Here is a 24,847-nt window from a genome sequence, read left to right on the forward strand (position 1 = left end):
CTAGGGAGCTTTCCCCGCCCGACGGGGGGCCTGTGGCTTTACCCTTTCAGGGCACGCTCCAGCTCGCGGCAGGCCTTTACACCCGCGGCGTTCTGAATCTTGGGCAGCAGGGCCAACAAGTCATCAAAACCGGCCGCTGATTCGACCGACAGGTTGAGCATGAACCCCCGCAGGCCCAGACTGGCAGTGATCTGCGTGGCGATGGGTTTGGCATCGCTGTAGCGCTCTTGCGGGGTCCGGTTACTCACGGGCACGACCGCCAGGGCCGCGTCTTCTGCCTGCTCTATCAACGGGGCAGAAGCAACCACCGGCAAAGCCGTTGCTGGCGCCGCCTGAGTAGGCGCCAAAAAGCCTTGCGCCACCATGTAATCAATATCACCAGCCACCAGGCCCATGCCTGCAGTGGCCTGCAAGACTTGATCAGCCGTTTTTTGACCATCAAACAGAATGAAAGCAGATCGCTGCCGCGCAGAAAAAAGCGGCGACCTTTCTTTAAAAGCGGCTTGTCCAACGTCTGTTTTTGTGAATTTCATAGATTGGAATTCTAGGACTCCGCCTTTGAATTCCCATAGAAAAAGGGGCCCGCAGGCCCCCTCGTTTTCCCTAGCCAGGCGAAATTTACTTCGCTTCGCTTGCGGCAGGTGCTGCCGCAGAGGCCGCAGGTGCGGGAGCCTCGGAGTGCATCGCGTCTGCACCGTGCTTCTCGCCACCCATGTCGATGTCACCGCCGGTGCTGATCATGTACAGCCCTAGACCGGCAAACAATGCAAAACCTACCGCTAATTTCCACATACCATTTCTTTCAAAAAAAAAGCCCTCCGGAGCGGAGAGCTTGGAAATTGCCCCGGCTTCTCCCGCCGGGGCGCTCACTCACTACTTGAAGCCGATCAGTCGTCTGCGTAAATATCGACGTCTTTGGTTTCTTTCACAAACAACAAGCCAATGACGAAGGTCGCAGAGGCGATGATGATTGGATACCACAAACCGTTGTACATGTTACCGGTCTGGGCCACGATCGCAAAGGCGGTCGTAGGCATCAGGCCACCGAACCAGCCGTTACCGATGTGGTAGGGCAAGCTCATGGAGGTGTAACGGATACGGGTCGGGAACATTTCCACCAACATCGCGGCAATGGGGCCGTACACCATGGTGACCAAAATCACCAGGTAGGTAAGGATCATCACGACCTTGACCTTGTCGAACTTGGCCATGTCAGCCTTGGCGGGGTAGCCAGCGGCCTTCAAAGCAGCAGCCAGGTTGGTGCTCAACAGAGTAGCACCAGCTGTCTTTTCGTTGCTCAGGTCAGCGACCGACTTCTTGGCAGCAGCCACCGCTTTTTCATCCGCTGGGCTAGCAGCAGACAACTCAGCCAGTTTGGCTTCGGCTTTGGCCTTGGCGGCAGCGATGTCTTCAGCGCTGTACTTGACGTTCACCACAGTCTCACCCACCTTGATGATGGCAGGTGTACCGGCGGGAGCCACTACGTTTTCATACGACACAGAGGCGCTGGCCAAACGTTGCTTGGCGATGTCGCAAGTCGTTGTGAACTTCTTGGTACCAGTGGGGTTGAACTGGAAAGAACATTCCGCAGGGTCAGCAGTCACTGTCACTTGCGCATTGGCTTGTGCCTTGGCGAGGTCAGGGTTGGCCGCTTCGGTCAACATCTTGAACACGGGGAAGTACGACAGAGCACCCAACAAGCAACCGGCCAGGATGATCTTCTTACGGCCGATCTTGTCAGACAAGGAACCGAACACGATGAAGAACGGGGTCGCAATGATCAGAGAGATCGCCACCATGATGTTGGCAGTCGGGCCGTCCACCTTCAGCGCTTGTGTCAAGAAGAACAGCGCATAGAACTGGCCTGTGTACCAGACCACGGCCTGACCCATGACCAAGCCGATCAGGGCCAAGATCACGATCTTCAGGTTTTTCCACTGGCCGAACGATTCAGAGAGCGGGGCCTTGGAGGTCTTGCCTTCAGACTTCATTTTCTGGAAGGCAGGTGACTCGTTCATGCTCAAACGGATGTAAACCGAAATACCGAGCATGATCACGGACACCAGGAACGGAACGCGCCAGCCCCAGTCTGCAAAGGCTTCTTCGCCGATGGCAGTGCGGGTGCCCAAGATCACCATCAACGACAGGAACAAGCCCAGAGTCGCAGTGGTTTGGATCCAAGCGGTGTATTCACCACGCTTGCCGTGGGGTGCGTGCTCAGCAACGTAAGTTGCTGCGCCACCGTACTCACCACCCAAGGCCAAACCTTGCAGCAAGCGCAAGATGATCAGGATGACGGGAGCGGCTACACCGATGGCGGCGTAGTTAGGCAGCAAGCCCACGATGAAGGTGGACAAGCCCATGATCAGGATGGTCACCAGGAAGGTGTACTTGCGGCCGATCATGTCGCCCAAACGGCCGAATACCAGCGCGCCGAAAGGACGCACGATAAAGCCGGCGGCAAACGCCAACAGCGCAAAGATGAAAGCGGAGCCTTCGTCCAGTCCGCTGAAGAACTGTTTGGCAATGATGGCTGCCAAAGAACCGTACAGGTAAAAGTCGTACCACTCGAAAACGGTACCGAGCGACGAAGCGAAGATAACTTTCTTCTCTTCTGCCGACATCGGACGTGCGGCTGCGTTTGCCATGTTTGTCTCCAATCGTTATGTCCAGCCCCCGACATGAAGGCTTGGTCGTATTCTTGGAGTGCCCACTGACCCTGCTCTGACGCGAAACCAACGCAGGCTTGCGCCAAACTGACGCCCCTCTGACAGAATAGGGTTAAACCCTGCGGGGGCTTTTCACATCACGGCATATTGACCGGCTTCAAGGGTATACCCGCGAGGTGCTTGCTGACGAAATTACAGCCCGTGAAGTGTTCAGCGAGCCTTCAGGCTCCGCAAGCAGGCCCGTGCCTACAATTCCGACGCCCCGAACCATAAAGAGACCCACAAGGGCTCGACAGGAGACACAAACCATGAACCCGACAACCATGCAAGCCGTGGCCGCAGGCCTGTTTGCGCTGGCATTGATCCACACTTTTTCGACCAAGTTTTTTGAACACTTGGCCCACACACGCCCAGCCCATGCCGGGGTGTGGCATTTGTTGGCGGAGGTGGAAATTGTGTTTGGCGTGTGGGCGATGATTTTCATGACCCTGATGGGCATCATGGAAGGCTTTGCTGCGGCGATGCAGTACCTCGACAGCCGCAACTTCACCGAACCCCTTTTTGTATTTGCCATCATGGTGGTGGCCGCCAGCAAACCGGTGTTGCAAGTGTCCTCGGCCGCGGTGCAGGCCATTGTGCGGATTCTCCCGATGAACCGGACCATGGCGTTTTTCTTCACCGCACTGGGCATCGTGCCGTTGCTGGGCTCCTTCATCACAGAGCCTGCGGCCATGACCCTGGCAGCGCTCTTGATGAAAGACACCGTCTTTGCCAAAGCCTCTCGGCGCCTGCAGTACGCTGCACTCGGGGTGCTGTTTGTCAACATCTCCATCGGCGGCACCCTGACCCACTTTGCCGCCCCGCCGGTACTGATGGTCGCGGCCAAATGGAACCTGGACATCGTGTACATGCTCACCCACGTGGGTTGGAAAGCAGCCATCGCGGTGTTTATCAACGCGGGGGTCCTCACCTTCCTGTATGCCAAAGAGCTCAAGACCATGCCCTACTCCACCCAGTCCCCCTACACAGGGGTACCGGGATGGATGGTGAGCTTGCACCTGGCATTCCTGGTGGCGATTGTGATTTTTGCCCACCACCCTGCGGCCTTCATTGCCGTGTTTTTGCTGTTCATGGGCGTGGTGGCGGCGTACCCGGCATACCAGCAAGAGCGCCTGATTTTGCGTGAGGGCTTGCTGGTGGCCTTCTTCCTCGGGGGCCTGGTCGTCCTGGGTGGCATGCAGCAATGGTGGCTGCAACCCCTGCTACTGAGCATGAACGAGACAACGGTGTATTTCGGCGCGACGGCCCTGACAGCCATCACCGACAACGCGGCACTGACCTATCTCGGCTCACTCGTCGAGGGGCTGACCCCGGAATTCAAATACGCGTTGCTCACCGGCGCGGTCACCGGCGGTGGCTTGACCATCATTGCCAACGCGCCCAACCCTGCAGGGGCCTCGATATTGAAATCCACCTTCAACGAAGGTGCCATTTCGCCCCTGGGCTTGCTGATGGGGGCGCTGCCCCCGACGATCGTGGCGATTTTGTGCTTCCGCCTGTTCCCGTACTGAAACAGGCCGAGCCGCACTACCCCCGCAAGGGGATGGCAGACGGGATGGCATTTACGCCATCCCAGGCTGCCGATGTGAACCAGCTATCACCCTCGAGGTAAGCGCGCAGCATCGGCAGGGCGTCCAGCCCCCAGAACACCCGTCCGTCCACCTCAAAACTCGGCACACCAAAAACCCGCGCGGCAATCGCGTCGTCACTGTGCTGTTTGAGTTGGACTTTCACACTGTCGTCCGCAGGCGCGCGGGCGGGGGCCAAGGCCTCGGTCAGCGCCTGCAAGCGTGCAGGATCTGCCGCATCTGCACCGCCCTGCCAAACGTGTTTGAACAAGGTTTCGCACACATACCGGTTGGGCAAACCGTCATGCCCGGTGGCGATCGCCAAACGCAGCAGGCCCAAGGGGTTGAACGGGTGCAGAGCCGGAAAGTCGAGCGCCACACCCTGCTGCCGGGCCAGCCACTGCACATGCCGGTAAATCCACTCGCGCTTGGGCGGCACTTCGGCAGGTCCTAAAACGGCGTTGTGTTTCAGCAAGCCACCCAAAAACACCGGCTTGTAGTGCACGCTGTAGCTGAGCCCCATCAAGGCGCGCGGCAATTCCTCAAACGCCAAATAGGCGAAAGGCGAAATGAAGTCCAGGTAAAACGTGATTTGCTTCATGGGGAGCCTCAGGCAAAGGCGGTCGGGTGGGTTTGCTGCAGGCGCTCGGTGATCTGCACCCACATGGCTTTTTTGGCGGCATCGTCGCTGCGGCCCCATTCACGGATGTCTTCAATCGTCCGGAAACACCCTTCACACAAACCGCTGCCCGTGTCCATGCGACACACATTCACACAAGGGCTTGGAATGTTTTCGGCCATAGCGCTCACCGATAGTGCGCGAGCAGCTAGCATTTTGATAGCATTTTCACGCGCCAGGGTATCAAGCACATTTTCTTCTTCCGGCGCTTCCACCACATCGGCCACGGGCGCGCCGGTCAGCGCCACCAGATCTTGCGGCTGCAACTGAAACACCCCGTGCGGGTGCCCCGCTGCCGCCCACACCTGCTCGAAGCGGAACAGCTCACGGTCAATCAGGGTGACGCCCGGCATGGCGTGCGCCACAGGACTCACGCCGCCGATCGAAAAGCCTGTGCGCTCTTTGACGAAGGCCGCGTTGGCGCGCGCCAGCGGGCCCACCAAAGCGGCTACCTTGGCCTCATCGACCCGGCGATCGCCGGAAGTCACCACCAAAACAGCGGCATCGTCTTCCACCCGCTTGAAGATGATGCTCTTGGCAATTTGCCCCACGGCAACGCCCAAGGCATCGGCCGCCTGCTGCGCGGTGCGGGCCGCACCATCGAGCATGACCGGTCCATGGGGGTGGTTCTTGTCTTGCAATGCAGCCGCTACGCGCTGCACGCCTTCGGGTAATTCAGTCAATTCAGCTCCACACATATAGTTGTTCAGCCCAGGCGCTTGGCCAGCAGGGCGTTGGCGGCGCGCGAATGCGGTTTGCGCCCCAAAAAGTCGCTGATGAACTGGCCCGCGTCAATCAGCTTGTCCAGGTCGATACCGGTTTCAATGCCCATGCCATGCAGCATGTACACCACGTCTTCGGTGGCCACATTGCCGGTCGCACCCTTGGCATAAGGGCAGCCCCCCAGGCCGGCGACCGAGGTGTCAAAGTGCCAGATACCCATCTCCAAGGTCGCCAAGGTATTGGCCAATGCCATGCCATAGGTGTCGTGGAAATGGCCGGACACCTCGTCCACGCTGTAGTACTGCAAGGTGGCATCCAGGGCGCGCTGCACTTTGAGCGGGGTACCCACACCGATGGTGTCAGCCACGCCCACGTGCTCGACCCCAATGTCGCGCATCAGCCGGGCGACCAGGGCTACCCGCTCCGGAGCAATGTCGCCCTCATAAGGGCAGCCCACCGCACACGAAATCGCGCCGCGCACCGCAATGCCTGCCGCTTTAGCGGCCTGCGCCACGGGGCGGAAGCGCTCGATGCTCTCCTCGATCGAACAGTTGATGTTCTTTTGGCTGAACGCCTCGCTGGCAGCACCAAAAACCACGATCTCATCCGGGCGGCTAGCGACTGCAGCTTCATAGCCCTTCATATTGGGCGTGAGCACTGAATAGCGCACACCGGCCTGGCGCTGCACGCCCGCCATGACCTCCGCGTTGTCGCCCATTTGTGGCACCCACTTCGGGGACACAAAGCTGGTGACCTCAATCTCTTTCAGCCCGGCCGCCTGCAGGCGGTGCACCAATTCGACCTTGATGGCCGCCGGTACCGGTTGCTTTTCGTTTTGCAGGCCGTCACGCGGGCCTACATCAATGATCTTGACGCGGGAAGGTGTGTTCATAGCTCGTATTAAACCGCGAACCGCATGGCCCTCTGCGGGTGCATTGGTATATTCACGGGCTCCCCCGAACCACCCCACCAGACTCCCAAGGCGCTCCTTTTGCTAAGCATCACCCAAGCCGGCCTGAAACGGGGCAACACCCTGGTTTTTGACGACCTGACCCTGAACCTGCACGAACCACGCATCGGCCTTATCGGCGACAACGGTGCAGGTAAAAGCAGCTTGTTCCGCTTGGCCTGCGGCTTGGAAGCCCCGTACACCGGCAGCGTCTCGGTGCAAGGGCTGCCGGCCTACCGCATCAATGCGCAGCGCCCCAACCTGGTGGGCATGATGTTTCAGAACCCGGACGACCAGATTGTTTTCCCCACCGTCCAGGAAGAACTCGCGCTGGGCTTGACAGCCACCGGCTTGCCCCGGCGCGAAGCCATCGCCCAAGCCCGCGCTTTTTTAGCGACACGCGGCTTGCCGGACTGGCCCGAGCGCGCCATCAGCAGCCTCAGCCAGGGGCAGCGGCAGCATGTGTGCTGGCTGGCCATGCTGCTGACCCAGCCTGCGCTGATCTTGCTGGACGAGCCTTTTGCCAGCCTGGACCTGCCCAGCCAGGCCTTGCTGCACAGCGATCTGGCCCGGGTCGGGCAACAAGTCATCGTGTCCACCCATGTGCTGGAACACCTGCAAGACTTTGACCGGGTGATCTGGCTCGAGCAAGGCCGGGTCCGGGCAGACGGCCACCCGGTAACGGTGTGCGCCGACTACCGGGCCGATGTCGCCGCGCGCATTGCGGCCCGCACCGCCAAGGTCACCTAAGCCATGGGTAGCCTGTACAGCGAACACCGCACCTGGCTGCACGCGGTGCCCGCCGGCTGGAAACTGGGGCTGCTGGTACTGCTCAGTAGCGGGGTGTTCTGGCTGAGTACACCTGTCGCCCTCAGTGTGGCGTGTGCCGCATCGGTCGCCCTGTTTGTGTCGCTCGGCGCTGCCATGCGCCCCGCCGGACGGCTGCTCAAAGCCTTGGGGATTGCGGCTGTGCTGGTGCTGCTGTTTCACGCCGTTTTGCAACAGCCGCTGGTGGGCTTGGTAAGTGTGCTGCGCATGGTGGCCGCCTCTTTGCTCAGTATTGCGCTCACGCTCACCACCCGCAGCGGCGACTTGCAGGCCGTGCTGGAGCGCCTGCTCACGCCCCTGGCGCCTCTGGGCGTGCGGGCGGACCGCTTTGCCTTGCAGCTCGCGCTGATGCTGCGGTTTGTGGAACATTTCTTCGTGGTGTGGAAGCGACTGGACGACGCTTACCGCCTGCGCACCGGCAAGGGCGGGGGCATCAAGCTGCTGGCGCCACTGACCATCCAGATGCTGCAAACCGCGCGCCGCGTGGCCGATACACTCGACGTCCGGCTGGGTGAGTAGCCCGGCACTTTTTGTGAGACCCCTACAGAATGCAACGCAACCAATCATTCGCCCTCGTCGCCCTCTTTGCCGCCCTGATGGCGGTCCTGGGCCTGATCCCGAAAATTGATCTCCCGCTGGGCGTTCCCATTACTTTGCAAACCCTGGGCGTGATGTTGGCGGGCTGCTTGCTCGGCCCCCGTCGGGCCTTTCAGGCGCTCTTGTTGTTCATGGTGGCGGTGGCTATCGGCCTGCCCTTGTTGTCGGGTGGACGGGGTGGCTTCGGTGTCTTCATGACACCGGCGGCCGGCTACCTGGTGGCATGGCCCATCGGTGCCTTCGTGACCGGTTTGGTCATGCACACCCTGCCCTCGGGCTCGCCCCGCCAGATCGCACTGAGCGCCTTTGTGGCGTCGGCATTGGGCGGCTTGTTGGTGATCCACGCCAGTGGCGTGGTCGGGCTGATGGGCATTGCCGGCATGAGCCTGACCCAGGCCCTGATCGGCACCAGCGCCTTTGTGCCGGGTGATCTGATCAAGTGCGTCCTGACCGCCGTGGTGTGCCACACCGTGGCACGCGGCCTGCCCGACTGGCAATTCGGCAAACGCAATACCTGATGTCCACCACCGCCCCGGAGCTGGTGCACAGCCGGCTGGCCCGCTGGGCCACTGAGCGGGGTGAACACCCGGCCATCCGCAGCGAGGCGGGTGATATCAGTTTTGCGGAGTTCGCAGCCCGGGTCGATGCCCACGCGGCAGCCCTGCGCACTGCAGGCGCACCGGCCACGGTGCTGCAAGACGCCAGCCTTACCTTGTTAGAGCGCCTGGTGGCTTTCATGGGCACGGTCGCCAGTGGTCGCTGCGCCGCGGTGAGCGACCCCGCGTGGCCCCCCGCTGTGTTGCAGGCGGTGCGCGAGCGCTTGCCTGTCACACCGCACGACAACAGCGCACCCACCCCTTGGAGCCCTTTCTACACCGGCTTTACTTCCGGCAGCACCGGCCTACCCAAAGGATTCCGGCGCCACCACCAGTCATGGACCGAGAGTTTTGACGTCTGCCTGCGCACCTTCGGCCCGGCAGCGGGCGGCTGCATTCTGGCGCCGGGGCGCGACTCCCATTCGCTGTTTTTGTTCGGCATGCTGCTCGGGCTGTGGACCGGTGGCGGTGTGGTGGTGCAAGAGCAGTTTTCTGCCGCCGCCGCACTGGCAACCTTGCGCTCGGGGCAGACACCGTGCCTTGTGGCCGTGCCCAGCCAGTTGCTTCTGATGCTGGAGTGGGCACAGCACCGCCAGCTTTCGCCGGTGCCTGACGTTCAGCTGATTTTGATCAGTGGCGCGCGCTGGCCACGCGGGCACACACCGGCACTGCAAGCCCTGTTTCCGCAGGTCCGGATTATTGAGTTTTATGGGGCCTCGGAAACCAGTTTTATTGCCTGGACCGAATCCCACGCCGACCTACCCGACAACCTGGTGGGCCAGCCTTTTGACACGGTCGAACTAGAAGTGCGCGGTGCCACTCCAGACAGCCCAGACGGATTGATTTACGTGCGCAGCCCGATGCTGTTCATGGATTATGTGGCCACCGACGCCGATCACACCGCCGCTCTGCGCGATGGCGATTGGGTGTGTGTGCGCGACCTTGGCCACGTTGACCCCCAGGGCCGACTCCGGGTGGCAGGCCGCGAGAGCCGCATGCTGGTCACCATGGCCAAAAAGCTGTTCCCCGAAGAGCTGGAGACGGTGCTCGAATCGCACCCCGCCATCGCCCGCGCCTCGGTGCATGGCCTGCCGGACGCACAGCGGGGCGCCCAAGTGGTCGCCATCGTGCAATTTGCAGCACCTACAGCAGGCATGGCGCACCCCAGCCTGCAAGAAGTGCAGGCCTGGTGCCGGGCGCGGCTGGAAGCTTTCAAGGTCCCCCGCCGCTTGTGGGCGCACACCGAATGGGCCTTTACCGCGAGCGGCAAGACCGACCACCTCGCACTCGGGCGCTTGTTGGAAACGGCGCCTCACCACCCTGACGGCTCACCATGTCTGACCACCATCCTCTGATCGCTGGGTGGGCGCGCAGCGGCGTCGTGCCGCACGGCGGGGCGTTCCGGGCGCTCGCCGCCCATGACATCGGCGCCCCTGTGCTGCAAGCGCTGCTGCAGCGCGCAGGCTTGTCGGCAGCCGATGTGGATGCGGTCATCCTTGGCAACGCCTTGGGTGCAGGCGGTAACCCCGCTCGCATGGTGGCGCTGGCAGCCGGCCTGCCGGACCGTTGTGCGGCGCTCACTATCGACACCCAGTGCTGCGCTGGACTGGATGCGATCGCTCTTGCCGCCGGAATGCTGGCCAGCGGACAGGCTGAGGTCGTGGTGGCAGGTGGGGTCGAGGCATGGAGCCGCGCCCCGATCCGGCAACACCGCCCGCTTGATCCGGGCGAGACTCCGATAGCCTATGAACGCCCCGCGTTTGCCCCGGACCCGGCCCGTGACCCCGATCTGCTGCAGGCTGCTGCGGACTATGCCGAGGCCCACCGCATCGCCCGCAGCACCCAAGATAGCTACGCGGTGCAGAGCCACGCCCGCGCAGTGCACCACCAGGCGGCCTTGGCCGCAGAGATTGTTCCGGTCGCCGGCTTGACCCACGACGCCTACCCTCGCCTAGTCAGCGCCCGTGCGGCACAGCGCCTGCCGGTGCAAGCGCGTGGCACAGGCGGCCTTGCGGAACCCGACTGTGCGGTGAGCACCCTCGCAATTTCCACCCGTGCCGATGGCGCTGCCATGGTGCTCTTAATGACGGCGGCGGCAGCCGCCCGTTTGCGGGTGACACCACCCGCGGAGTGGAGCGCCTCTGCCTCCGTGGGCCTGGACCCAGCCATGCCTTTGCTGGCCGCAGAAGCGGCCACCCGAAAAGCGCTGCAGCGCGGTGGACTGGCGCAGGCACAGGACTGCGCGGTGGTGGAGCTGCATGATGCGTTTGCGGTGCAAGGCCTGGCCTATTGCAGCGCACTGGGCTTGGAGCCGGACGCCATCAACTGCTTGGGCGGTGGCATTGCAAGAGGGCACCCCATCGGCGCATCCGGCGCCATCGCCATGGTGCGGGTGCTGGCTGATTTGGAGCGCCTCGGGCAAGCAGGCGCCCACGGGCTGGCATCAGTGGCTGGCGCCGGCGGCATCGGGGCCGCCGCTCTGGTGCAGTGGCGGGGCTAAGCCCGGCTACCTGAACCAGCAGCATCCGCCAAACGCTCTAGCCGACTGCCTTGAAATAGCTGTCCAACTCCGCACGCGCGGTACGGGTGCTGTTGACTGCTTGGGCAGGGTCGGCATAGCCCAGGGCCACACCGCACACCACTTGGCTCTCCGCACCCAGCCCCAAGTGGCTGCGCACCAGGGTGGGATAGGAGGCCAGTGCCCCGATGGCGCAACTGGCAAGGCCGCGGGATTGGGCTGCCAGCAACAAGCCGTAGAGCGCCATGCCCAAGTCCATAAAGCAGCCACTGCCCATGCCCCGCTCGATGGTGACTACCAGCGCCACTGGCGCATCAAAGAAGCGGAAGTTGCGCTCAAACTGCTGGTCGCGCCCGGCCCGGTCCTCGCGGGCAATGCCCATGCTGTCGTACAGCGCACGGGCCGCGGCCACCTGCCGGCGGCGCAAATGGCCAGGCATAGGGTCAGGAAAGTAGCTGTAGTCCTCGGCCTCGGCTTGGCCTTCGCGATAGGCAGCCGACATGGCTTGCGACAAGGCCTCGCGCACCGCACCGCGCACCTGGACGAAGCTGCCCGGCTGCAAGTTGGCACCGCTAGGGGCCAAGCGCGCGCTCACTAGCAGCTCATGCAACAAGGCGTCTGGCACCGGCTGGTCGGTAAAGCCGCGCACGGAGGTGCGTGCCTGCGCCAGGGTGGAAAACGGATCAGCGCTCACGCGGCAGCTCATATCGACTTCCATTAATCTCATAAGAGATAGCGAGATCCTCACAGAACTCCACCTTGATCGACTGCCCCACACTATCTCGCATAGCGCGCAATCCAGGTTCTCTAGCCCAGCACTGATTGGCGGTCTTTCCATTGCAGCTGTGAGTAATTCGTCTCCAGCTCTTGTCGGACTGGACAAAAAAATCAGTCATCGAAGCTCGCAATGTGCCAATCAGAAATACACGCTGACCTCCACTTGAAAGACATGCTTCTCTCTCCCTCGGGTCGTTGTGTATGGTCATCATTGGAATGAGGAACACAAGAAATAATGGAACAGTTACCAGTATCGGACCTGCCCACTCATGCCAACGAGGCGCTGGCTTGGACTGAAACGACATCAATATCCCCGCCCAGCATCCACCAGCCCCGCCACCGTCTGCCCGCTCTGCAAGGCGGCAATCTTGCGGGCGATCTGGGCGATGCTCTCGGAGCGCAGGGTGCGCGCCGAGGTGTGCGGAGTCACGGTAATTTTGGGATGGTTCCAAAAGGCATGCCCCTGCGGCAAGGGCTCCACCCGGAACACATCGAGCGTGGCACCGGCAAGGTGGCCACTGTCGATGGCGGCGAGCAAATCAGCATCCACCACATGGGCGCCGCGTGCCACGTTGATCACATAACCGCCGGGGCGGATATGGCCCAGCGTGCGGGCATTGAGAATGCTGTCGGTCTCCGAGGTCAGGGGCAGCAGGCACACCACGATGCGGCTGGCTGCCAGAAAGTCCTGCAGCTGCGCCTCTCCATGAAAGCACTGCACGCCGTCCAGCGCCTTGGGTGAACGGCTCCAGCCATTCACCGGAAAATCGAACTGCGCCACGGCCTTGGCCACCCGCTCGCCCAACACCCCCAGCCCCAGGATGCCGACGGGATAGTCGATACGGCTTCGCGGCTTGCGGAACGACCATTTGCCGTTGGCCATATCGGCCTCGTAGCCTTCAAACTCACGGAAGTGGCGGATCACCGCGTGGCACACGTATTCCGCCATTTGCACCGACATGCCAGCGTCGTCCAAGCGGATCACCGGCACGCCGGCTGGCAGCTTGAGCTTCATCAGGGCATCGACACCGGCACCGGTGTTGAAGATGGCTTTCAAGCTCGGTTGCTCGTCCAGCATTTGCTGCGGGGGCTTCCAGACCACTGCATAGTCTGCCGCCGGCGCACCCGGCTGCCAGAGGGTGACCTCGGCGCTGGGCACGGCGGCTTGCAGCCCGGGAATCCAGCTGGCCTCGTCAAAGTCGGCCGAGTAATAGGTAATGCGCACAGGTGTTGTCATGCCCGCATTTTCACCGCAGTGCGGGCTACCTTCGCTCAGGCAGGTACCACCATGCGCAGCAATTCGCTGCCCTCGGTCACCTGGTCGCCCGGCGCAAACAAGAGCTCGCCTACCGTGCCATCGGCCGGCGCGGCAATCGTGTGCTCCATCTTCATGGCCTCCATGACGGCGAGGGCCTGCCCCTTTTTGACGACATCGCCCGCCTTCACCGCAAACGACACCACTTTGCCGGGCATGGGCGCGGTCAGGCGGCCGCCTTCAGACTGGGCGTCGCCAGCATGGGCCAGCGCATCAATCGCTATGATTTGTGTAGCACCTCGCGCAGTGAATACCTGGGCTACAACCCCATTTGCATACACACTCACCAGGCTTCGCTGCTCACCGACGCGCACATCCAGTGCACGGCCTTGTGCCGACCACTGCAGCGGATACGTCTGCCCGCCCACCGTCAACTCCAGCGTGCCACCGCGCACTGAGCGCAACAGGGCGGTGTGGGGCTCGCCGGCGTATTCAAGGGCAAAGCTGCGCACTTGGGCACCGTGCGATTTCCAGCCATCGCGCTGCGCCCAGGGATCCTGCCAGCCATGGGCATCGGGTTGCGCGGCTTGGCGTTCTCCCGTCTGCAACGTGTGGGCAATCAAGGCCGCCGCGGCCATGGGCAAGCCCACTTTGTCTTGGTGGAACAAGGCGCCTGCTTCGCGCGGAATCAGCGCCGTATCCAGTTGGGCCGCTGCAAACGAGGCACTGGTGGTCACATGCCGCAAGAACTGCACATTGGTCGCCAGCCCCACGATATGGGTCTGCGCCAAGGCTGCGTCCAGCCGGGCCAGCGCCTCCTCGCGGGTGGCGCCATGCACGATCAGCTTGGCGACCATGGAGTCGTAAAACGGGCTGATGGCATCGCCCTCGCGCACGCCGGAATCCACCCGCACGCCGCGCTCTGCGCGCACAAAGGTCACATGGGGCGGCAAGCCGTACACCTGCAAGCTGCCGGTGGCCGGCAAGAAGTTGTTGTCGGGGTTCTCGGCGCAAATTCGGGCTTCGATGGCATGGCCATGGATCTGCAACTCGTCCTGGCGCAAAGGCAGCGGCTCGCCACTGGCCACACGTAACTGCCACTCCACCAGGTCCAACCCGGTGATGGCTTCTGTCACCGGATGCTCCACCTGCAGGCGGGTGTTCATCTCCATGAAGTAGAACTTCATGGCCTCCGGGTGCTCGTAGCCGCCGGGCTGCTCCACGATGAACTCCACCGTACCGGCACCCACATAGTTCACGGCGCGGGCGGCCTCCACGGCGGCCTGGCCCATCTGGGCGCGTAATGCGGGCGTCATCCCGGGCGCAGGGGCCTCTTCCAGCACCTTCTGGTGGCGGCGCTGCACCGAGCAGTCGCGCTCGAACAGGTACACATAGTTGCCGTGGGTGTCGCCAAACACCTGAATCTCGATATGGCGCGGGCGCTGCACGTATTTTTCAATCAGCACTGCGTCATCGCCAAAGCTGTTGATGGCCTCGCGCTTGCACGATGCCAGCGCATCGGCAAAGTCTTCTGCCTTGTCGACCGCGCGCATGCCCTTGCCACCACCGCCTGCGCTGGCCTTGATGAGCACCGGGTAGCCAATGCGGTCTGCCTCGCGCTGCAAGAGCGCAGCGTCCTGGTCCTTGCCGTGATAGCCGGGCACCAGCGGCACACCGGCCTTTTCCATCAGCTGCTTGGATTCGGCTTTCAGGCCCATGGCCTGAATGGCGCTGGCCGGAGGCCCGATGAACACCAAGCCGGCGGCGGCACAGGCGTTGGCGAACTCTTCGTTTTCACTCAGGAAACCGTAGCCGGGGTGAATGGCTTGGGCGCCGGTGGCCTTGGCGGCCTCGATGATTTTTTCCCAGCGCAAATAGCTGTCTTTGGGCGCACTGCCCCCGATATACACCGCTTCGTCGCATGCCGCGACATGTTTGGCGTGTGCATCGGCATCAGAATAGACCGCTACTGTTTTGATAGCTAACCGCGCAGCAGTGGCGGCCACCCGGCAGGCAATTTCGCCACGATTGGCAATGAGGATTTTGGTGAACATAAACTTTCCTTGCCTTACATGCGGAACACGCCGAACTGGGTGTCGGGTATGGGTGCGTTCAACGACGCGCTAAGCCCCAGTGCCAGCACGCGGCGGGTATCGGCGGGGTCGATGATGCCGTCGTCCCACAAGCGGGCGGTGGCGAAATAGGGGTGGCCCTGCTCTTCATATTGCTGGCGGATCGGGGCTTTGAAGGCTTCTTCTTCGTCCGCGCTCCAGCTGCCGCCCTTGCCTTCAATACCGTCCCGCTTGACGGTGGCCAACACGCTGGCCGCCTGCTCGCCGCCCATGACCGAGATGCGCGCGTTGGGCCACATCCACAAAAAGCGGGGACTGTAGGCGCGACCGCACATGCCGTAATTGCCGGCGCCAAAGCTGCCACCGATAATGATGGTGAATTTGGGCACCGCTGCTGTGGCTACCGCTGTCACCATCTTGGCGCCGTTGCGGGCAATGCCCTCGTTCTCGTATTTGCGGCCCACCATGAAACCGGTGATGTTCTGCAAAAACACCAGGGGGATCTTGCGCTGGCAGCACAACTCAATGAAGTGCGCGCCCTTGAGCGCGGACTCGCTGAACAAAATGCCGTTGTTGGCAATGATGCCCACCGGCATGCCCTCCACATGGGCAAAGCCGCAGACCAGTGTGGTGCCATAGCGGGGCTTGAACTCGTGCAGCTCCGAACCATCGACGATGCGAGCGATGATTTCGCGCACATCAAAGGGTTTGCGGGTATCGGTGGGAATGACTCCGTACAACTCTTCCGCTACAAATTTAGGAGCTACCGGCGCACGCAATTCGGCGACTGGGGCCTTTTTCTTATTCAAATGCGCAATCGCCTCGCGCGCGAGTGACAGCGCGTGCAAATCGTTCTGCGCCAAGTGGTCAGCCACACCACTCAGGCGCGTATGCACATCGCCACCGCCCAGGTCTTCGGCAGTCACCACCTCACCCGTCGCAGCCTTCACCAGCGGGGGCCCACCCAGAAAAATGGTGCCCTGGTTTTTGACGATGATGGTCTCGTCGCTCATGGCGGGCACATAGGCGCCACCAGCGGTGCAGCTGCCCATCACCACCGCAATTTGCGCAATGCCCTGCGCGCTCATATTGGCTTGGTTAAAGAAAATGCGGCCGAAGTGGTCACGATCCGGGAAGACCTCGTCCTGGTTGGGCAGGTTGGCGCCGCCGGAGTCCACCAGGTAAATGCAGGGCAGGTTGTTTTGCGCGGCCACTTCCTGGGCGCGCAGGTGCTTCTTGACGGTGAGCGGGTAATAGGTGCCGCCCTTCACCGTGGCGTCGTTGCAGACGATCATGCAGTCCACACCCGATACGCGGCCGATGCCGGCGATCACGCCGGCGCAGGGCGCGCTGTCGGTGCCATCACGGTCGGGGTACATGGCCAGTGCGGCCAAGGGGGAGAGTTCCAAAAAGGGGGTGCCGGGGTCCAGCAACATGCCGACCCGGTCACGGGGCAGCAACTTACCGCGGGCGGTGTGCTTGGCGCGGGCGGCGTCGCCACCGCCAAGTGCGGCCTTGTCAATCTTGGCATTCAGGTCGGCCACCAGGGCGCGCATGGCGGCTGCGTTGGCCACAAAGTCGGCAGAACGGGGGTTGAGTTTGGATTCCAGCATCGTCATGGGGTGCATCCGGTCAGTGTTGTTCGGTCAAGTGGCATTGTGCGGCGGGAGCTCGGGCGAGCACCACTGCAAAGGTTGCAAATTGCGCCACAAGAGGCACATTTTTTGGCACACTCATCTGATGCCCGCACCTACCCCTGTTGCCGCAACCCCCATGGCTTTCGCCAGAGCCATGGTGCACGCCTATGCGCGCTATGGCAAGGACCCATCAAAGGCACTTGCACAGGCGCAGATTGCGCCAGACGCTCTGGAAGAGACAGATGCCCGCATCACCGCCTGGCAGATGGAGCGCCTGTCCGGGGCAGCCATGCGCGAGCTGGACGACGAAGCCCTGGGCTGGTTCAGCCGCAGGCTGCCCTGGGGCAGCTACGGCATGCTGGTGCGCGCCTCTATCAGCGCCCCCACCCTGCACATAGCTTTGAGCCGCTGGTGCCGCCACCACGGCCTGATAGCCCCGGACATCACACTCACGCTGAGCACCTCAGGCGATACCGCCAGCATCACACTCACCGAGAACGACCTGCGCAAGGACGGGGTGGCTGAAGTTTTTGCGCAGGTCAAGGAGGAGCCCGCAAAGCGGGCGGGGGACACGGAGCAAAAGTACCATGCCATTGGTTTGCCCCCACCTATGCGAGAGTTCTGCATGGTCTCCGTCTTACGCAACGTGTTGGGCGTGGCCTGTTGGCTGATCGACTCACGCATTGCCTTGAAAGGTGCGAGCTTTCCGTTCGCAGCCCCCGCCCACCAGGACGCTTATGCCGTGTTATTTGGCGGGCCCACCCGCTTCGGGGAAGCGCAAGCGGCCATCCATTTCGACGCGCGCTACCTCCGCCTGCCGCTGCGGCGGGACGAAAAAGCCTTGCAGCAGATGCTGCAAAACGCCTTGCCCCTGACCGTGCTGCAGTACCGGCGCGACCGCCTGCTGGGGCAGCAGGTGCGGCAACTGCTGAGCAACCATCCGCAAGACACCCACAGCGCAGAAGCGCTGGCCGGTTTGCTGAACGTATCGCCCCGCACCCTGCACCGCCAGCTCAAGGAAGAATGCACGACGCTGCAAACCCTCAAAGACGACGTGCGCCACCACAAGGCCACCGAGCTGCTCTTGCGCAGCCAACGGCCCATCAAACAGGTGGCAGAAGCGGCGGGTTTTCAGAACGAGAAAAGCTTTATCCGCGCCTTCAAGAGCTGGACCGGGCAGACGCCGGCCGAGTTCCGGCGCAGCGCCACACCCGGAACCTGAGCGCTCAAGCCCCTAGCAGGGTGGGCAAGTCCGCCATCGAAGCAAACACCTGCGACGCGCCCGCTGCTAACAGCGCCTGCCCCTCGCCTTGCGGCGCGTAGCCGAACACCATGGTACCCGCCGCCACACCGGCTGTAACGCCGGTGACCGTGTCTTCCACCACAGCGCAGCGCGTGGGGTCTGCGCCCAGCGCGGCGGCCGCAGCCAGGTACACGTCAGGGTGGGGCTTGGAGCGCGGCAAGTCGTGCCCGCTGAACACCCGCCCTTCAAAATACGGCAGCAAGCCGGTCTTGCCCATTTGCATCAGCACCTTGGGCAAGTCCGCGCCTGAGGCACAGGCTATTCTGCCGGCGTAAGCCGCGTGAATGCGGGCAATTGCTTCGGGCGCATGCGGAATCGGCCTGGCATGTTCCATGAGCGCGGCATTGCGACGCGCGCGGAAGGACGCCATCCACTCGGGCGTGAGCGGCTTGCCGGTTTCCGCTTCGATGCGGGCGCGCTCGTCCATCACGGCTTTGCCCACAAACACGGCCATGCACTCCTGCAGGGTCATGTGCCAACCCTGCTCGGCCAGCATGTCGCGCAGCACGCCATTGGTAATCAGCTCGCTGTCCACCAGCACACCGTCGCAATCGAACAGCACAGCGTCAAATTTCATAGTTGGTCTCCATCCACATACAGCCACGCACCCGCCTCCAGCACAAAGCGGCTGCGCTCATGCAGGCGCACCGCTGCGCCACTGGCCGGCTTTTGGCGAGCGACGAACTCTACCTGTGCATGAGTGACATCGTCTTGTGTGTGGGTTCGCACGTCGAGCCCCAGCCATTTGACGCCGGGGTCGAACTCAATACGCTCCAGCCGGTGGCTTGCGTGCCAGGTTTTAAGAAGGTACGCCTCGCGCTCCAGCACAAAGGCGCAATAGCGGCTGCGCATCAGGCTCTCGGCGTCAGGGGCGGGGGACTCGCTCTCCAGCCAACGGCCGCAGCATTGGCCATAGGGGAGCGTTTTTTTCTGGTGTTGCCGGCCACAGGGGCAGGCATCTGTCATCACAAAGGGCTTCATGCCCTCCATCATGCCTTGGCTTCAGGTGGCATCAGCCCTTGGCTTGGCGGCGCGCCTTTTGCGCTTCCAGGGTTTCTGTGGGCGCGCCGGCTTTCACCCATTCACCCCAACCGCCATCGATGTGGGCCACATTGCTCATGCCCATGTCCTGCAAGGCTTTGGCAGCCAGCGCACTGCGCCAGCCCGCACCGCAAAACAGGATGAACTCTTTGGACTCATCGGCAAACAAGGGCTTGTGGTACGGCGACTCGGGGTCTACCCAGAACTCCAGCATGCCGCGCGGCGCATGAAAGGCGCCCACTACGGTGCCGTCGTTCAGCTCACGGATATCGCGGATATCCACGATTTGCACAGCCGGGTCTTGCAGTCGGGCTTGCACCTCGGCCACGCTGTAGGTGGTGACCTGCGCCATGGCTTCGTCGACCAGTGCACGGGATCCTTTGGTAATGGGCATAGGAGTCTCCTTCAGGGTCAGGCGTCAAACACCACGCCATCTTGCAACGTTGCAGCGCCGGAGCGCACTAGGTCGTGCACCAGTTGCTGGGTGGCCTCTTCCAAGGTGGCGCCGGCAAAGTGCTTCTCGAAGGTGTGGTTGAAATAGCTGGTGTTGCGCGCCCACGCGATCAGCGCGGGCAGGGGCAAATGGCGGGCTTCGAGCAATTTGAATTTCAGCAACACCTTGGCTGCGTACTGCAGGTGCTTGGCCGGGTTTTGCACAAAACCGTTGAGGCGCTGGCGTGCATAGGCAATGGCTTGTGGGGCATCTGTGAACGGGGCGCCATGGCCGGGAATGACGGTGGCGGGGTTCAGCCGCTCAATCACATCCAGCGTGGCGGCCACTTCGTCGAACGCATCATCGCCATCAAGTTCGGGGAATACCACGCCAAAGCCTTTTTCCCACAGGGCGTCTGCCGACACCAGCGTGCGGCTTCGCGGCTCAAACAGAATGACCGAATGCGGGTCGTGCCCCGGTGCTGCATGTACCTGCCAATGCAGGTCGCCCAACAGCATCTCGGTGCCCGGTTGCAGCGTGGCATTCAGATGGAAGCGCGGGCATTGCTGGCCGGTAGGGGTGTAGCTCAGGGCGTGGGCGTCCCATACGCGCACATAGTCGGCGTGGCCCGGTGGAATATGGGTTTGCAGCGCGGGGTGACGCGCCTGCAGTGCGGCGTTGCCCCCGCAGTGGTCGCTGTGCAAATGGGTGTTGAGCAGCAGATCCAGTGGCCGGCCTTGCAGCGCCGAGTCCACCAGCGCAAGCGTCTGCTCGGCGTGGGTGCAGTAGCCGCTATCGATGAGCGCGGTGCCCCCCTCACCCTGGATCAGGATGTTGTTGCTGGACAGCCAGCCCCGCTCAAAGACGGTGACGCCGGCAGGCAGATTGGCGGCCATGGTCTTTAAGCCAGTGCGCGCTGGATGATGATCTTCTGCACGTCGCTGGTGCCTTCATAAATCTGGCACACACGCACGTCGCGGTAGATACGCTCCACCGGGAAGTCGCTCACATAGCCGTAGCCGCCCAGGGTCTGGATGGCGGCGCTACACACCTTCTCCGCCATTTCGCTGGCAAACAGCTTGGCCATGGCGGCTTCTTTCAAACACGGGCGACCGGCATCGCGCAGTGCAGCGGCATGCCAGATAAGTTGCCGCGCCGCTTCCAGCTGGGTGGCGCAGTCCGCCAAACGGAAGCCGACGGCCTGGTGATTGAAGATGGGCTGGCCGAAGCTTTGGCGGTCCTTGGCATAAGCAATCGCCACATCGAGTGCGCTGCGGGCCATACCCACGCTTTGCGCGGCAATGCCGATGCGCCCGCCTTCCAGGCCGCCCAGCGCGATGCCATAGCCCTCGCCCTCCTTGCCGATCAGGTTCTCGGCGGGAATGCGGCAGTTGTCGAAATTGATTTGCGCGGTGTCGCTGCTGTGTTGGCCGAGCTTGTCTTCCAGGCGCGCGACCACATAGCCCGGCGCGTTAGTGGGAACCAGGAATGCGCTCATGCCCTTCTTGCCGGCCGCCTTGTCGGTCACCGCGATAACGATGGCCACATCACCGTTCTTGCCACTGGTGATGAACTGTTTGACACCATTGATTACGTACTCATCGCCTTCTTTAACCGCCGTGGTGCGCAGGCTGGAGGCATCGCTGCCCACATGCGGTTCGGTCAGGCAAAAGGCACCCAGCATCTGGCCTTGGGCCAGGGGCTCCAGCCACTGCTTTTTCTGCTGCGCGTTACCGAATTTCATCAGGATGGCGTTGACCGGGCAGTTGGTGACGCTGATCACCGTACTGGTGCCGCCGTCACCCGCAGCAATTTCCTCCAGTACCAACGCCAGGGTCACGTAGTCCAGCCCCGCACCGCCCAGCTCTTCGGGCACGCAAATGCCGTAGGCGCCCAGCGCGGCCAGCCCTTGGTGCGCGGATTTGGGGAAGGTGTGTTCCTTGTCCCACTTGGCGGCGTTGGGCCAGAGCTCGGCTTGGGCAAAGTCGCGCACGGCGTCGCGGATCATTTCCTGGTCTTGGGTCAGCAGCATGGGGATGTCTCTCGGGTCGTTGTGTTGGTGTTGGATTTACCAGCTGGAAAACGGCGTTCCATCCCAGCGCAGGTAGGGCACGTCGCGGCTGGAAAATCCGGTGCTTCGGGTGGTGCGCGCGGCCACGGTTGCGCGAATGGCGGCCACACTCTCTTCAGGCAGCAAGGGGGCATCGGGCGTGCCCATATCGGTTCGCACCCAGCCCGGGTGAATCAGCAGAAACTGCGCATTCGGGTAGTCGGGCTGCGCTGCCACTACGGCCATGTTCAATGCGGCCTTGCTCACGTGGTACACCCAGGCGCGGCTGCTCTCGACGCCGCCGATTTGCCCGAAGTCGCTGGTGATGAACACAAACTGGCCCCGCGCCTCCTCGACCCAGGGTGCCACCTGCGGCAAGGCCTGCATGGCGCCCAGCACATTGGCGTGCATCATCGCGTCAAACGCCTGCTGTGTGGGGGGCGACTTGGCGTCGTCCGCGCTGAAGACACCGGCCACGTAATAGGCTCGGTCGATCTTTTCACCGTCCAGCTGCCAGCTCAGGCCGCTGACGCTGGCCGGGTTGGTCACATCCAGTTTCATGGCTTGGGCACCCAGATCGCGCAGCCGCTCCAGCCCCGCCGCATCCCGCGCGGTGGCAATGACGCGCTCGCCCGCCTCCAGGTACTGGGGCACCAGCTCCAGGCCAATGCCGCGTGAGGCGCCCACAATCAAAATAGTCTTCATGGTGGTGGTGCCCCGTGTTCAGGCCAGATAGCCCGCGTATTCAAAATAGCCCGACCACGCGGGGTCGAAGCTGACCTTGATCTCAGCGTCTGCGGCTTCGAGTCGCACCAACAGGGGGGCCAGTGTCTGGCGCGCCAAGGCCTCGTCGACCACGTAGTAGAGCGCTTGCCGGCGGCCTTCTTTGGTCAGGGTCAGCACCATCAGGCCCTGGTGCATTTGCTGCAGCAGCATGCCGGCCTGGTCTTGCAGGGCTTGGGCCCGAGCTTGGGCGTCCTCGTCTGCCACCGGCAGGTCCAGGGTCCATGCGGTGGCCAGGTCGGCGCGCATGGCAACGGCATCTGCACTCAGGTTCACCGCCACAAAGCCGGCTTCTTGCGCGTCAGAGGCATCCTCGGTGACGGTGTCGTCGTCGCCCCAAGCAAAGTCGTCGAGCTCGATCTCATTGCCGGAATCATCGACCGCGCAATTGAACTGGAGCTCCATGCCCTCCCAATGCGCCTCGCCGGTCGGGAAAATGCCGGTGCGGCCCAAGGTCTCCACCCAATAGGTGTCGAACACCTGCGCGAGTGCGCTCAAGGGCGTCCAGGAGACCGGGGCGTCAGGCGCCGGGGTCACAAAGTCGATGGCCCCGACCTTGACCGCAAAATCGTACTCACCCAGCACATGGTCGAGCATGATGAAGGCCATGTGCCGGGCCTGCTCTGCCAGGGCCTCGGGCACCTCGGGCTTGAAATGGAGCTCCAAGGCCACACGGCCGTCGTCTTGCTCCAGGGCGACCATCACCTCCGAGGTCGAGAGCTCCAGCCCGTCCATCTGGATCGAAAAATCGGCTTCCGGGCTGCGCGCCCTGAAGGCAGTCACCCCGAAGTGTGCCAATGCCGGCGCAGCACCCGCCACCTGGGACAACAAGGGGAAAAACTCGATATGGCCATGGGCGGTCAGCACCAACTTCAGCCGGGGGACATCGGGGGCGCCCAGCACCTCCAGCGTCACACCGTGCAGGTATTGGCTGGCGAGTGCGTTGATTTGCTCCACACGCTCGGCCGGCGGGAGTTGAAAGAACGCGGCTTCCTGGACTGCGAATTCGCGCCAGAAGCTGGCGATCTCGGGGGTGGGCTGCATGGATATCCTGAAAATAGTGAAGGTCGCTAGTATTTCAGAAGCTGGGTGCGCAGCCCGCCCGGTTTACAGCAGTTCCAGGGCGACGGCAGTCGCCTCACCGCCACCAATACACAAGGTGGCTACGCCCTTTGTGAGGCCCCGGGCCTTCAACGCGTGAATCAGGGTCACCATGATGCGCGCGCCGGACGCGCCGATCGGGTGGCCCAGCGCGCAGGCGCCGCCGTTGACGTTCACCTTGTCGTGCGGAATGTTCAGCTCAGCCATCAGCGCCATGGGCACCACGGCGAAGGCCTCGTTGATTTCCCACAGGTCCACGTCTTCCACTTTCCAACCGGCTTTCGCCAGCACCTTTTGGGTGGCGCCTACCGGCGCGGTGGCAAACCAGTTGGGCTCCTGGGCATGGGTGGTGTGGGCCACGATTTTGGCCAGCGGCTTGCAACCGAGGTCTTTGGCGGTGCCCTCGCGCATCAGCACCATGGCGGCTGCGCCGTCGTTGATGGAGCTGCTACTGGCGGCGGTGATGGTGCCGTCTTTTTTAAACGCGGCTTTGAGGGTGGGAATCTTGTCCAGCTTGATCTTGCCGGGGCCTTCGTCGATGCTGACCTGCACCTCGCGGGCACGGGTCTTGACGGTGACGGGCGTAATCTCCGCCTCAAACGCTCCTGATTTGATAGCTGCTTGCGCACGCTGCACGCTGGCTGTGGCGAAATTGTCTTGTTGTTCGCGGGTGAAGCTGTATTTGGCGGCGCAGTCTTCACCGAAAGTGCCCATGGAGCGGCCGGCCTCGTAAGCGTCTTCCAGGCCGTCGAGCATCATGTGGTCCATCACGCGGTCGTGGCCGATACGGATGCCACTGCGGCCCTTGAGCAGCAGGTGGGGTGCGTTGGTCATGCTTTCCATGCCACCCGCCACCAGCACATCGTGGCTGCCGGCCAGCAGCATGTCGTGGGCGAACATGGCCGCGCGCATGCCGGAGCCGCACATCTTGGAAAGCGTGACTGCACCGGCGCTCTTGGGCAGACCGCCCTTGAAAGCCGCCTGGCGCGCAGGCGCCTGGCCTTGGCCCGCCATCAGGCAGTTGCCGAAGATGACTTCCGTGACCAACTCGGACCTGATACCGGCGCGCTCCACCGCAGCTTGAATGGCGGCACCACCCAAGTCGTGGGCAGCAAGAGAAGCGAAGTCGCCCTGAAAGCCACCCATGGGGGTGCGGGCTGCGCTGACGATCACAACGGTTTCTGGCATGGTCTTCCTCGGGGTCAGGT

Annotated in this window: 25 protein-coding genes; 7 read left to right on the forward strand and 18 right to left on the reverse strand. The window is 62.7% G+C overall.

What is annotated here, in order from left to right:
* Positions 1–38 precede the first annotated feature (38 nt).
* The 3 genes from RAE19_RS06220 to RAE19_RS06230 form a co-directional block, all read right to left on the reverse strand.
* Positions 39–533 (reverse strand): hypothetical protein, encoded by a 495-nt coding sequence (locus RAE19_RS06220; protein ID WP_313874099.1) that lies wholly within the window; start codon positions 531–533, stop codon positions 39–41.
* An 85-nt stretch (positions 534–618) separates the two neighbouring features.
* Positions 619–792 (reverse strand): hypothetical protein, encoded by a 174-nt coding sequence (locus tag RAE19_RS06225; protein WP_313874100.1) that lies wholly within the window; start codon positions 790–792, stop codon positions 619–621.
* Between the two features lie 95 nt (positions 793–887).
* Positions 888–2,648: an MFS transporter gene (locus tag RAE19_RS06230; protein WP_313874101.1), complete on the reverse strand. Its 1,761-nt coding sequence runs from the start codon at positions 2,646–2,648 to the stop codon at positions 888–890.
* Positions 2,649–2,977: 329 nt separating this feature from the next.
* Between RAE19_RS06230 and RAE19_RS06235 the strand changes: the two genes are divergently transcribed.
* Positions 2,978–4,240 (forward strand): putative Na+/H+ antiporter, encoded by a 1,263-nt coding sequence (locus RAE19_RS06235; protein WP_313874102.1) that lies wholly within the window; start codon positions 2,978–2,980, stop codon positions 4,238–4,240.
* 16 nt (positions 4,241–4,256) lie between these two features.
* On the opposite strand, the gene RAE19_RS06240 is transcribed toward RAE19_RS06235, so the two are convergent.
* From RAE19_RS06240 to RAE19_RS06250, 3 genes are read right to left on the reverse strand one after another with little or no spacing between them, the layout of a single operon-like run.
* A complete protein-coding gene (locus RAE19_RS06240) occupies positions 4,257–4,898 on the reverse strand; it encodes a 2-hydroxychromene-2-carboxylate isomerase (protein WP_313874103.1) in 642 nt (213 codons plus the stop codon).
* A gap of 8 nt (positions 4,899–4,906) precedes the next feature.
* Positions 4,907–5,659, reverse strand: coding sequence for a YbaK/EbsC family protein (locus RAE19_RS06245; RefSeq protein ID WP_313874104.1), 753 nt, complete (start codon positions 5,657–5,659; stop codon positions 4,907–4,909).
* Positions 5,660–5,682: 23 nt separating this feature from the next.
* Positions 5,683–6,591: a hydroxymethylglutaryl-CoA lyase gene (locus tag RAE19_RS06250; protein ID WP_313874105.1), complete on the reverse strand. Its 909-nt coding sequence runs from the start codon at positions 6,589–6,591 to the stop codon at positions 5,683–5,685.
* Between the two features lie 24 nt (positions 6,592–6,615).
* Between RAE19_RS06250 and RAE19_RS06255 the strand changes: the two genes are divergently transcribed.
* Genes RAE19_RS06255 through RAE19_RS06275 form a run of 5 tightly spaced genes read left to right on the forward strand, consistent with a single transcriptional unit; the run spans position 6,616 to position 11,169 of the window.
* Positions 6,616–7,398: an energy-coupling factor ABC transporter ATP-binding protein gene (locus RAE19_RS06255; protein ID WP_430962518.1), complete on the forward strand. Its 783-nt coding sequence runs from the start codon at positions 6,616–6,618 to the stop codon at positions 7,396–7,398.
* Positions 7,399–7,401: 3 nt separating this feature from the next.
* Positions 7,402–7,995: an energy-coupling factor transporter transmembrane protein EcfT gene (locus RAE19_RS06260; RefSeq protein ID WP_313874107.1), complete on the forward strand. Its 594-nt coding sequence runs from the start codon at positions 7,402–7,404 to the stop codon at positions 7,993–7,995.
* Between the two features lie 29 nt (positions 7,996–8,024).
* On the forward strand, positions 8,025–8,591 hold the full coding sequence (locus tag RAE19_RS06265) for a biotin transporter BioY (protein ID WP_313874108.1): 567 nt from the start codon (positions 8,025–8,027) through the stop codon (positions 8,589–8,591).
* On the forward strand, positions 8,591–10,024 hold the full coding sequence (locus RAE19_RS06270) for an AMP-binding protein (RefSeq protein WP_313874109.1): 1,434 nt from the start codon (positions 8,591–8,593) through the stop codon (positions 10,022–10,024). The genes RAE19_RS06265 and RAE19_RS06270 overlap by 1 nt, the downstream gene beginning before the upstream one ends.
* Positions 10,003–11,169, forward strand: a complete 1,167-nt coding sequence (locus tag RAE19_RS06275; RefSeq protein ID WP_313874110.1) for a thiolase family protein — start codon at positions 10,003–10,005, stop codon at positions 11,167–11,169. The genes RAE19_RS06270 and RAE19_RS06275 overlap by 22 nt, the downstream gene beginning before the upstream one ends.
* 37 nt (positions 11,170–11,206) lie before the next feature.
* Here RAE19_RS06275 and RAE19_RS06280 read toward each other — a convergent pair whose 3' ends face one another.
* The 4 genes from RAE19_RS06280 to RAE19_RS06295 all read right to left on the reverse strand — a co-directional run bounded on the left by RAE19_RS06280 (position 11,207) and on the right by RAE19_RS06295 (position 16,910).
* On the reverse strand, positions 11,207–11,893 hold the full coding sequence (locus RAE19_RS06280; RefSeq protein WP_313874111.1) for a nitroreductase: 687 nt from the start codon (positions 11,891–11,893) through the stop codon (positions 11,207–11,209).
* Positions 11,894–12,268: 375 nt separating this feature from the next.
* The gene (locus RAE19_RS06285) at positions 12,269–13,201 is read right to left on the reverse strand and encodes a 2-hydroxyacid dehydrogenase (protein ID WP_313874112.1); all 933 of its coding nucleotides are present in this window, start codon (positions 13,199–13,201) and stop codon (positions 12,269–12,271) included.
* 35 nt (positions 13,202–13,236) lie between these two features.
* The gene (locus RAE19_RS06290; RefSeq protein ID WP_313874113.1) at positions 13,237–15,273 is read right to left on the reverse strand and encodes an acetyl/propionyl/methylcrotonyl-CoA carboxylase subunit alpha; all 2,037 of its coding nucleotides are present in this window, start codon (positions 15,271–15,273) and stop codon (positions 13,237–13,239) included.
* Between the two features lie 14 nt (positions 15,274–15,287).
* The gene (locus RAE19_RS06295; RefSeq protein WP_313874114.1) at positions 15,288–16,910 is read right to left on the reverse strand and encodes a carboxyl transferase domain-containing protein; all 1,623 of its coding nucleotides are present in this window, start codon (positions 16,908–16,910) and stop codon (positions 15,288–15,290) included.
* A 121-nt stretch (positions 16,911–17,031) separates the two neighbouring features.
* On the opposite strand from RAE19_RS06295, the gene RAE19_RS06300 reads away from it, so the two are divergent.
* Positions 17,032–18,150, forward strand: coding sequence for an AraC family transcriptional regulator (locus tag RAE19_RS06300; RefSeq protein WP_313874115.1), 1,119 nt, complete (start codon positions 17,032–17,034; stop codon positions 18,148–18,150).
* Positions 18,151–18,154: 4 nt separating this feature from the next.
* On the opposite strand, the gene RAE19_RS06305 is transcribed toward RAE19_RS06300, so the two are convergent.
* The 8 genes from RAE19_RS06305 to RAE19_RS06340 all read right to left on the reverse strand — a co-directional run bounded on the left by RAE19_RS06305 (position 18,155) and on the right by RAE19_RS06340 (position 24,827).
* Complete coding sequence (locus RAE19_RS06305; RefSeq protein WP_313874116.1) at positions 18,155–18,808, reverse strand: HAD family hydrolase; 654 nt, start codon at positions 18,806–18,808, stop codon at positions 18,155–18,157.
* Complete coding sequence (locus RAE19_RS06310) at positions 18,805–19,224, reverse strand: YchJ family protein (protein WP_313874117.1); 420 nt, start codon at positions 19,222–19,224, stop codon at positions 18,805–18,807. Before RAE19_RS06310 ends, RAE19_RS06305 begins: the two co-directional genes overlap by 4 nt.
* A 19-nt stretch (positions 19,225–19,243) precedes the next feature.
* Complete coding sequence (locus tag RAE19_RS06315) at positions 19,244–19,666, reverse strand: rhodanese-like domain-containing protein (protein WP_313874118.1); 423 nt, start codon at positions 19,664–19,666, stop codon at positions 19,244–19,246.
* Positions 19,667–19,683: 17 nt separating this feature from the next.
* On the reverse strand, positions 19,684–20,601 hold the full coding sequence (locus tag RAE19_RS06320; RefSeq protein WP_313874119.1) for an MBL fold metallo-hydrolase: 918 nt from the start codon (positions 20,599–20,601) through the stop codon (positions 19,684–19,686).
* Positions 20,602–20,606: 5 nt separating this feature from the next.
* The gene (locus RAE19_RS06325; RefSeq protein ID WP_313874120.1) at positions 20,607–21,737 is read right to left on the reverse strand and encodes an acyl-CoA dehydrogenase family protein; all 1,131 of its coding nucleotides are present in this window, start codon (positions 21,735–21,737) and stop codon (positions 20,607–20,609) included.
* A gap of 36 nt (positions 21,738–21,773) precedes the next feature.
* Positions 21,774–22,460 (reverse strand): SDR family oxidoreductase, encoded by a 687-nt coding sequence (locus tag RAE19_RS06330; RefSeq protein ID WP_313874121.1) that lies wholly within the window; start codon positions 22,458–22,460, stop codon positions 21,774–21,776.
* 18 nt (positions 22,461–22,478) lie between these two features.
* Entirely contained in the window at positions 22,479–23,582 is a 1,104-nt protein-coding gene (locus RAE19_RS06335; RefSeq protein WP_313874122.1) for a DUF695 domain-containing protein, read from the reverse strand.
* A gap of 63 nt (positions 23,583–23,645) precedes the next feature.
* Positions 23,646–24,827 carry an acetyl-CoA C-acyltransferase gene (locus RAE19_RS06340; protein ID WP_313874123.1) on the reverse strand — a complete coding sequence of 394 codons (1,182 nt, stop codon included), beginning with the start codon at positions 24,825–24,827 and terminating at the stop codon, positions 23,646–23,648.
* Positions 24,828–24,847: the final 20 nt, after the last annotated feature.

The sequence above is a fragment of the Rhodoferax potami genome (genome assembly GCF_032193805.1).
Classification (GTDB): Bacteria; Pseudomonadota; Gammaproteobacteria; order Burkholderiales; family Burkholderiaceae_C; genus Allorhodoferax; species Allorhodoferax potami_A.

Coding starts and splice junctions, on each gene's coding strand:
- RAE19_RS06220 (WP_313874099.1), bottom strand. CDS start 533: ATGAAATTCACAAAAACAGACGTTGGACAAGCCGCTTTTAAAGAAAGG.
- RAE19_RS06225 (WP_313874100.1), bottom strand. CDS start 792: ATGTGGAAATTAGCGGTAGGTTTTGCATTGTTTGCCGGTCTAGGGCTG.
- RAE19_RS06230 (WP_313874101.1), bottom strand. CDS start 2,648: ATGGCAAACGCAGCCGCACGTCCGATGTCGGCAGAAGAGAAGAAAGTT.
- RAE19_RS06235 (WP_313874102.1), top strand. CDS start 2,978: ATGAACCCGACAACCATGCAAGCCGTGGCCGCAGGCCTGTTTGCGCTG.
- RAE19_RS06240 (WP_313874103.1), bottom strand. CDS start 4,898: ATGAAGCAAATCACGTTTTACCTGGACTTCATTTCGCCTTTCGCCTAT.
- RAE19_RS06250 (WP_313874105.1), bottom strand. CDS start 6,591: ATGAACACACCTTCCCGCGTCAAGATCATTGATGTAGGCCCGCGTGAC.
- RAE19_RS06255 (WP_430962518.1), top strand. CDS start 6,616: ATGGCCCTCTGCGGGTGCATTGGTATATTCACGGGCTCCCCCGAACCA.
- RAE19_RS06260 (WP_313874107.1), top strand. CDS start 7,402: ATGGGTAGCCTGTACAGCGAACACCGCACCTGGCTGCACGCGGTGCCC.
- RAE19_RS06265 (WP_313874108.1), top strand. CDS start 8,025: ATGCAACGCAACCAATCATTCGCCCTCGTCGCCCTCTTTGCCGCCCTG.
- RAE19_RS06270 (WP_313874109.1), top strand. CDS start 8,591: ATGTCCACCACCGCCCCGGAGCTGGTGCACAGCCGGCTGGCCCGCTGG.
- RAE19_RS06275 (WP_313874110.1), top strand. CDS start 10,003: ATGTCTGACCACCATCCTCTGATCGCTGGGTGGGCGCGCAGCGGCGTC.
- RAE19_RS06280 (WP_313874111.1), bottom strand. CDS start 11,893: ATGAGCTGCCGCGTGAGCGCTGATCCGTTTTCCACCCTGGCGCAGGCA.
- RAE19_RS06285 (WP_313874112.1), bottom strand. CDS start 13,201: ATGACAACACCTGTGCGCATTACCTATTACTCGGCCGACTTTGACGAG.
- RAE19_RS06290 (WP_313874113.1), bottom strand. CDS start 15,273: ATGTTCACCAAAATCCTCATTGCCAATCGTGGCGAAATTGCCTGCCGG.
- RAE19_RS06295 (WP_313874114.1), bottom strand. CDS start 16,910: ATGACGATGCTGGAATCCAAACTCAACCCCCGTTCTGCCGACTTTGTG.
- RAE19_RS06300 (WP_313874115.1), top strand. CDS start 17,032: ATGCCCGCACCTACCCCTGTTGCCGCAACCCCCATGGCTTTCGCCAGA.
- RAE19_RS06305 (WP_313874116.1), bottom strand. CDS start 18,808: ATGAAATTTGACGCTGTGCTGTTCGATTGCGACGGTGTGCTGGTGGAC.
- RAE19_RS06310 (WP_313874117.1), bottom strand. CDS start 19,224: ATGATGGAGGGCATGAAGCCCTTTGTGATGACAGATGCCTGCCCCTGT.
- RAE19_RS06315 (WP_313874118.1), bottom strand. CDS start 19,666: ATGCCCATTACCAAAGGATCCCGTGCACTGGTCGACGAAGCCATGGCG.
- RAE19_RS06320 (WP_313874119.1), bottom strand. CDS start 20,601: ATGGCCGCCAATCTGCCTGCCGGCGTCACCGTCTTTGAGCGGGGCTGG.
- RAE19_RS06325 (WP_313874120.1), bottom strand. CDS start 21,737: ATGCTGCTGACCCAAGACCAGGAAATGATCCGCGACGCCGTGCGCGAC.
- RAE19_RS06330 (WP_313874121.1), bottom strand. CDS start 22,460: ATGAAGACTATTTTGATTGTGGGCGCCTCACGCGGCATTGGCCTGGAG.
- RAE19_RS06335 (WP_313874122.1), bottom strand. CDS start 23,582: ATGCAGCCCACCCCCGAGATCGCCAGCTTCTGGCGCGAATTCGCAGTC.
- RAE19_RS06340 (WP_313874123.1), bottom strand. CDS start 24,827: ATGCCAGAAACCGTTGTGATCGTCAGCGCAGCCCGCACCCCCATGGGT.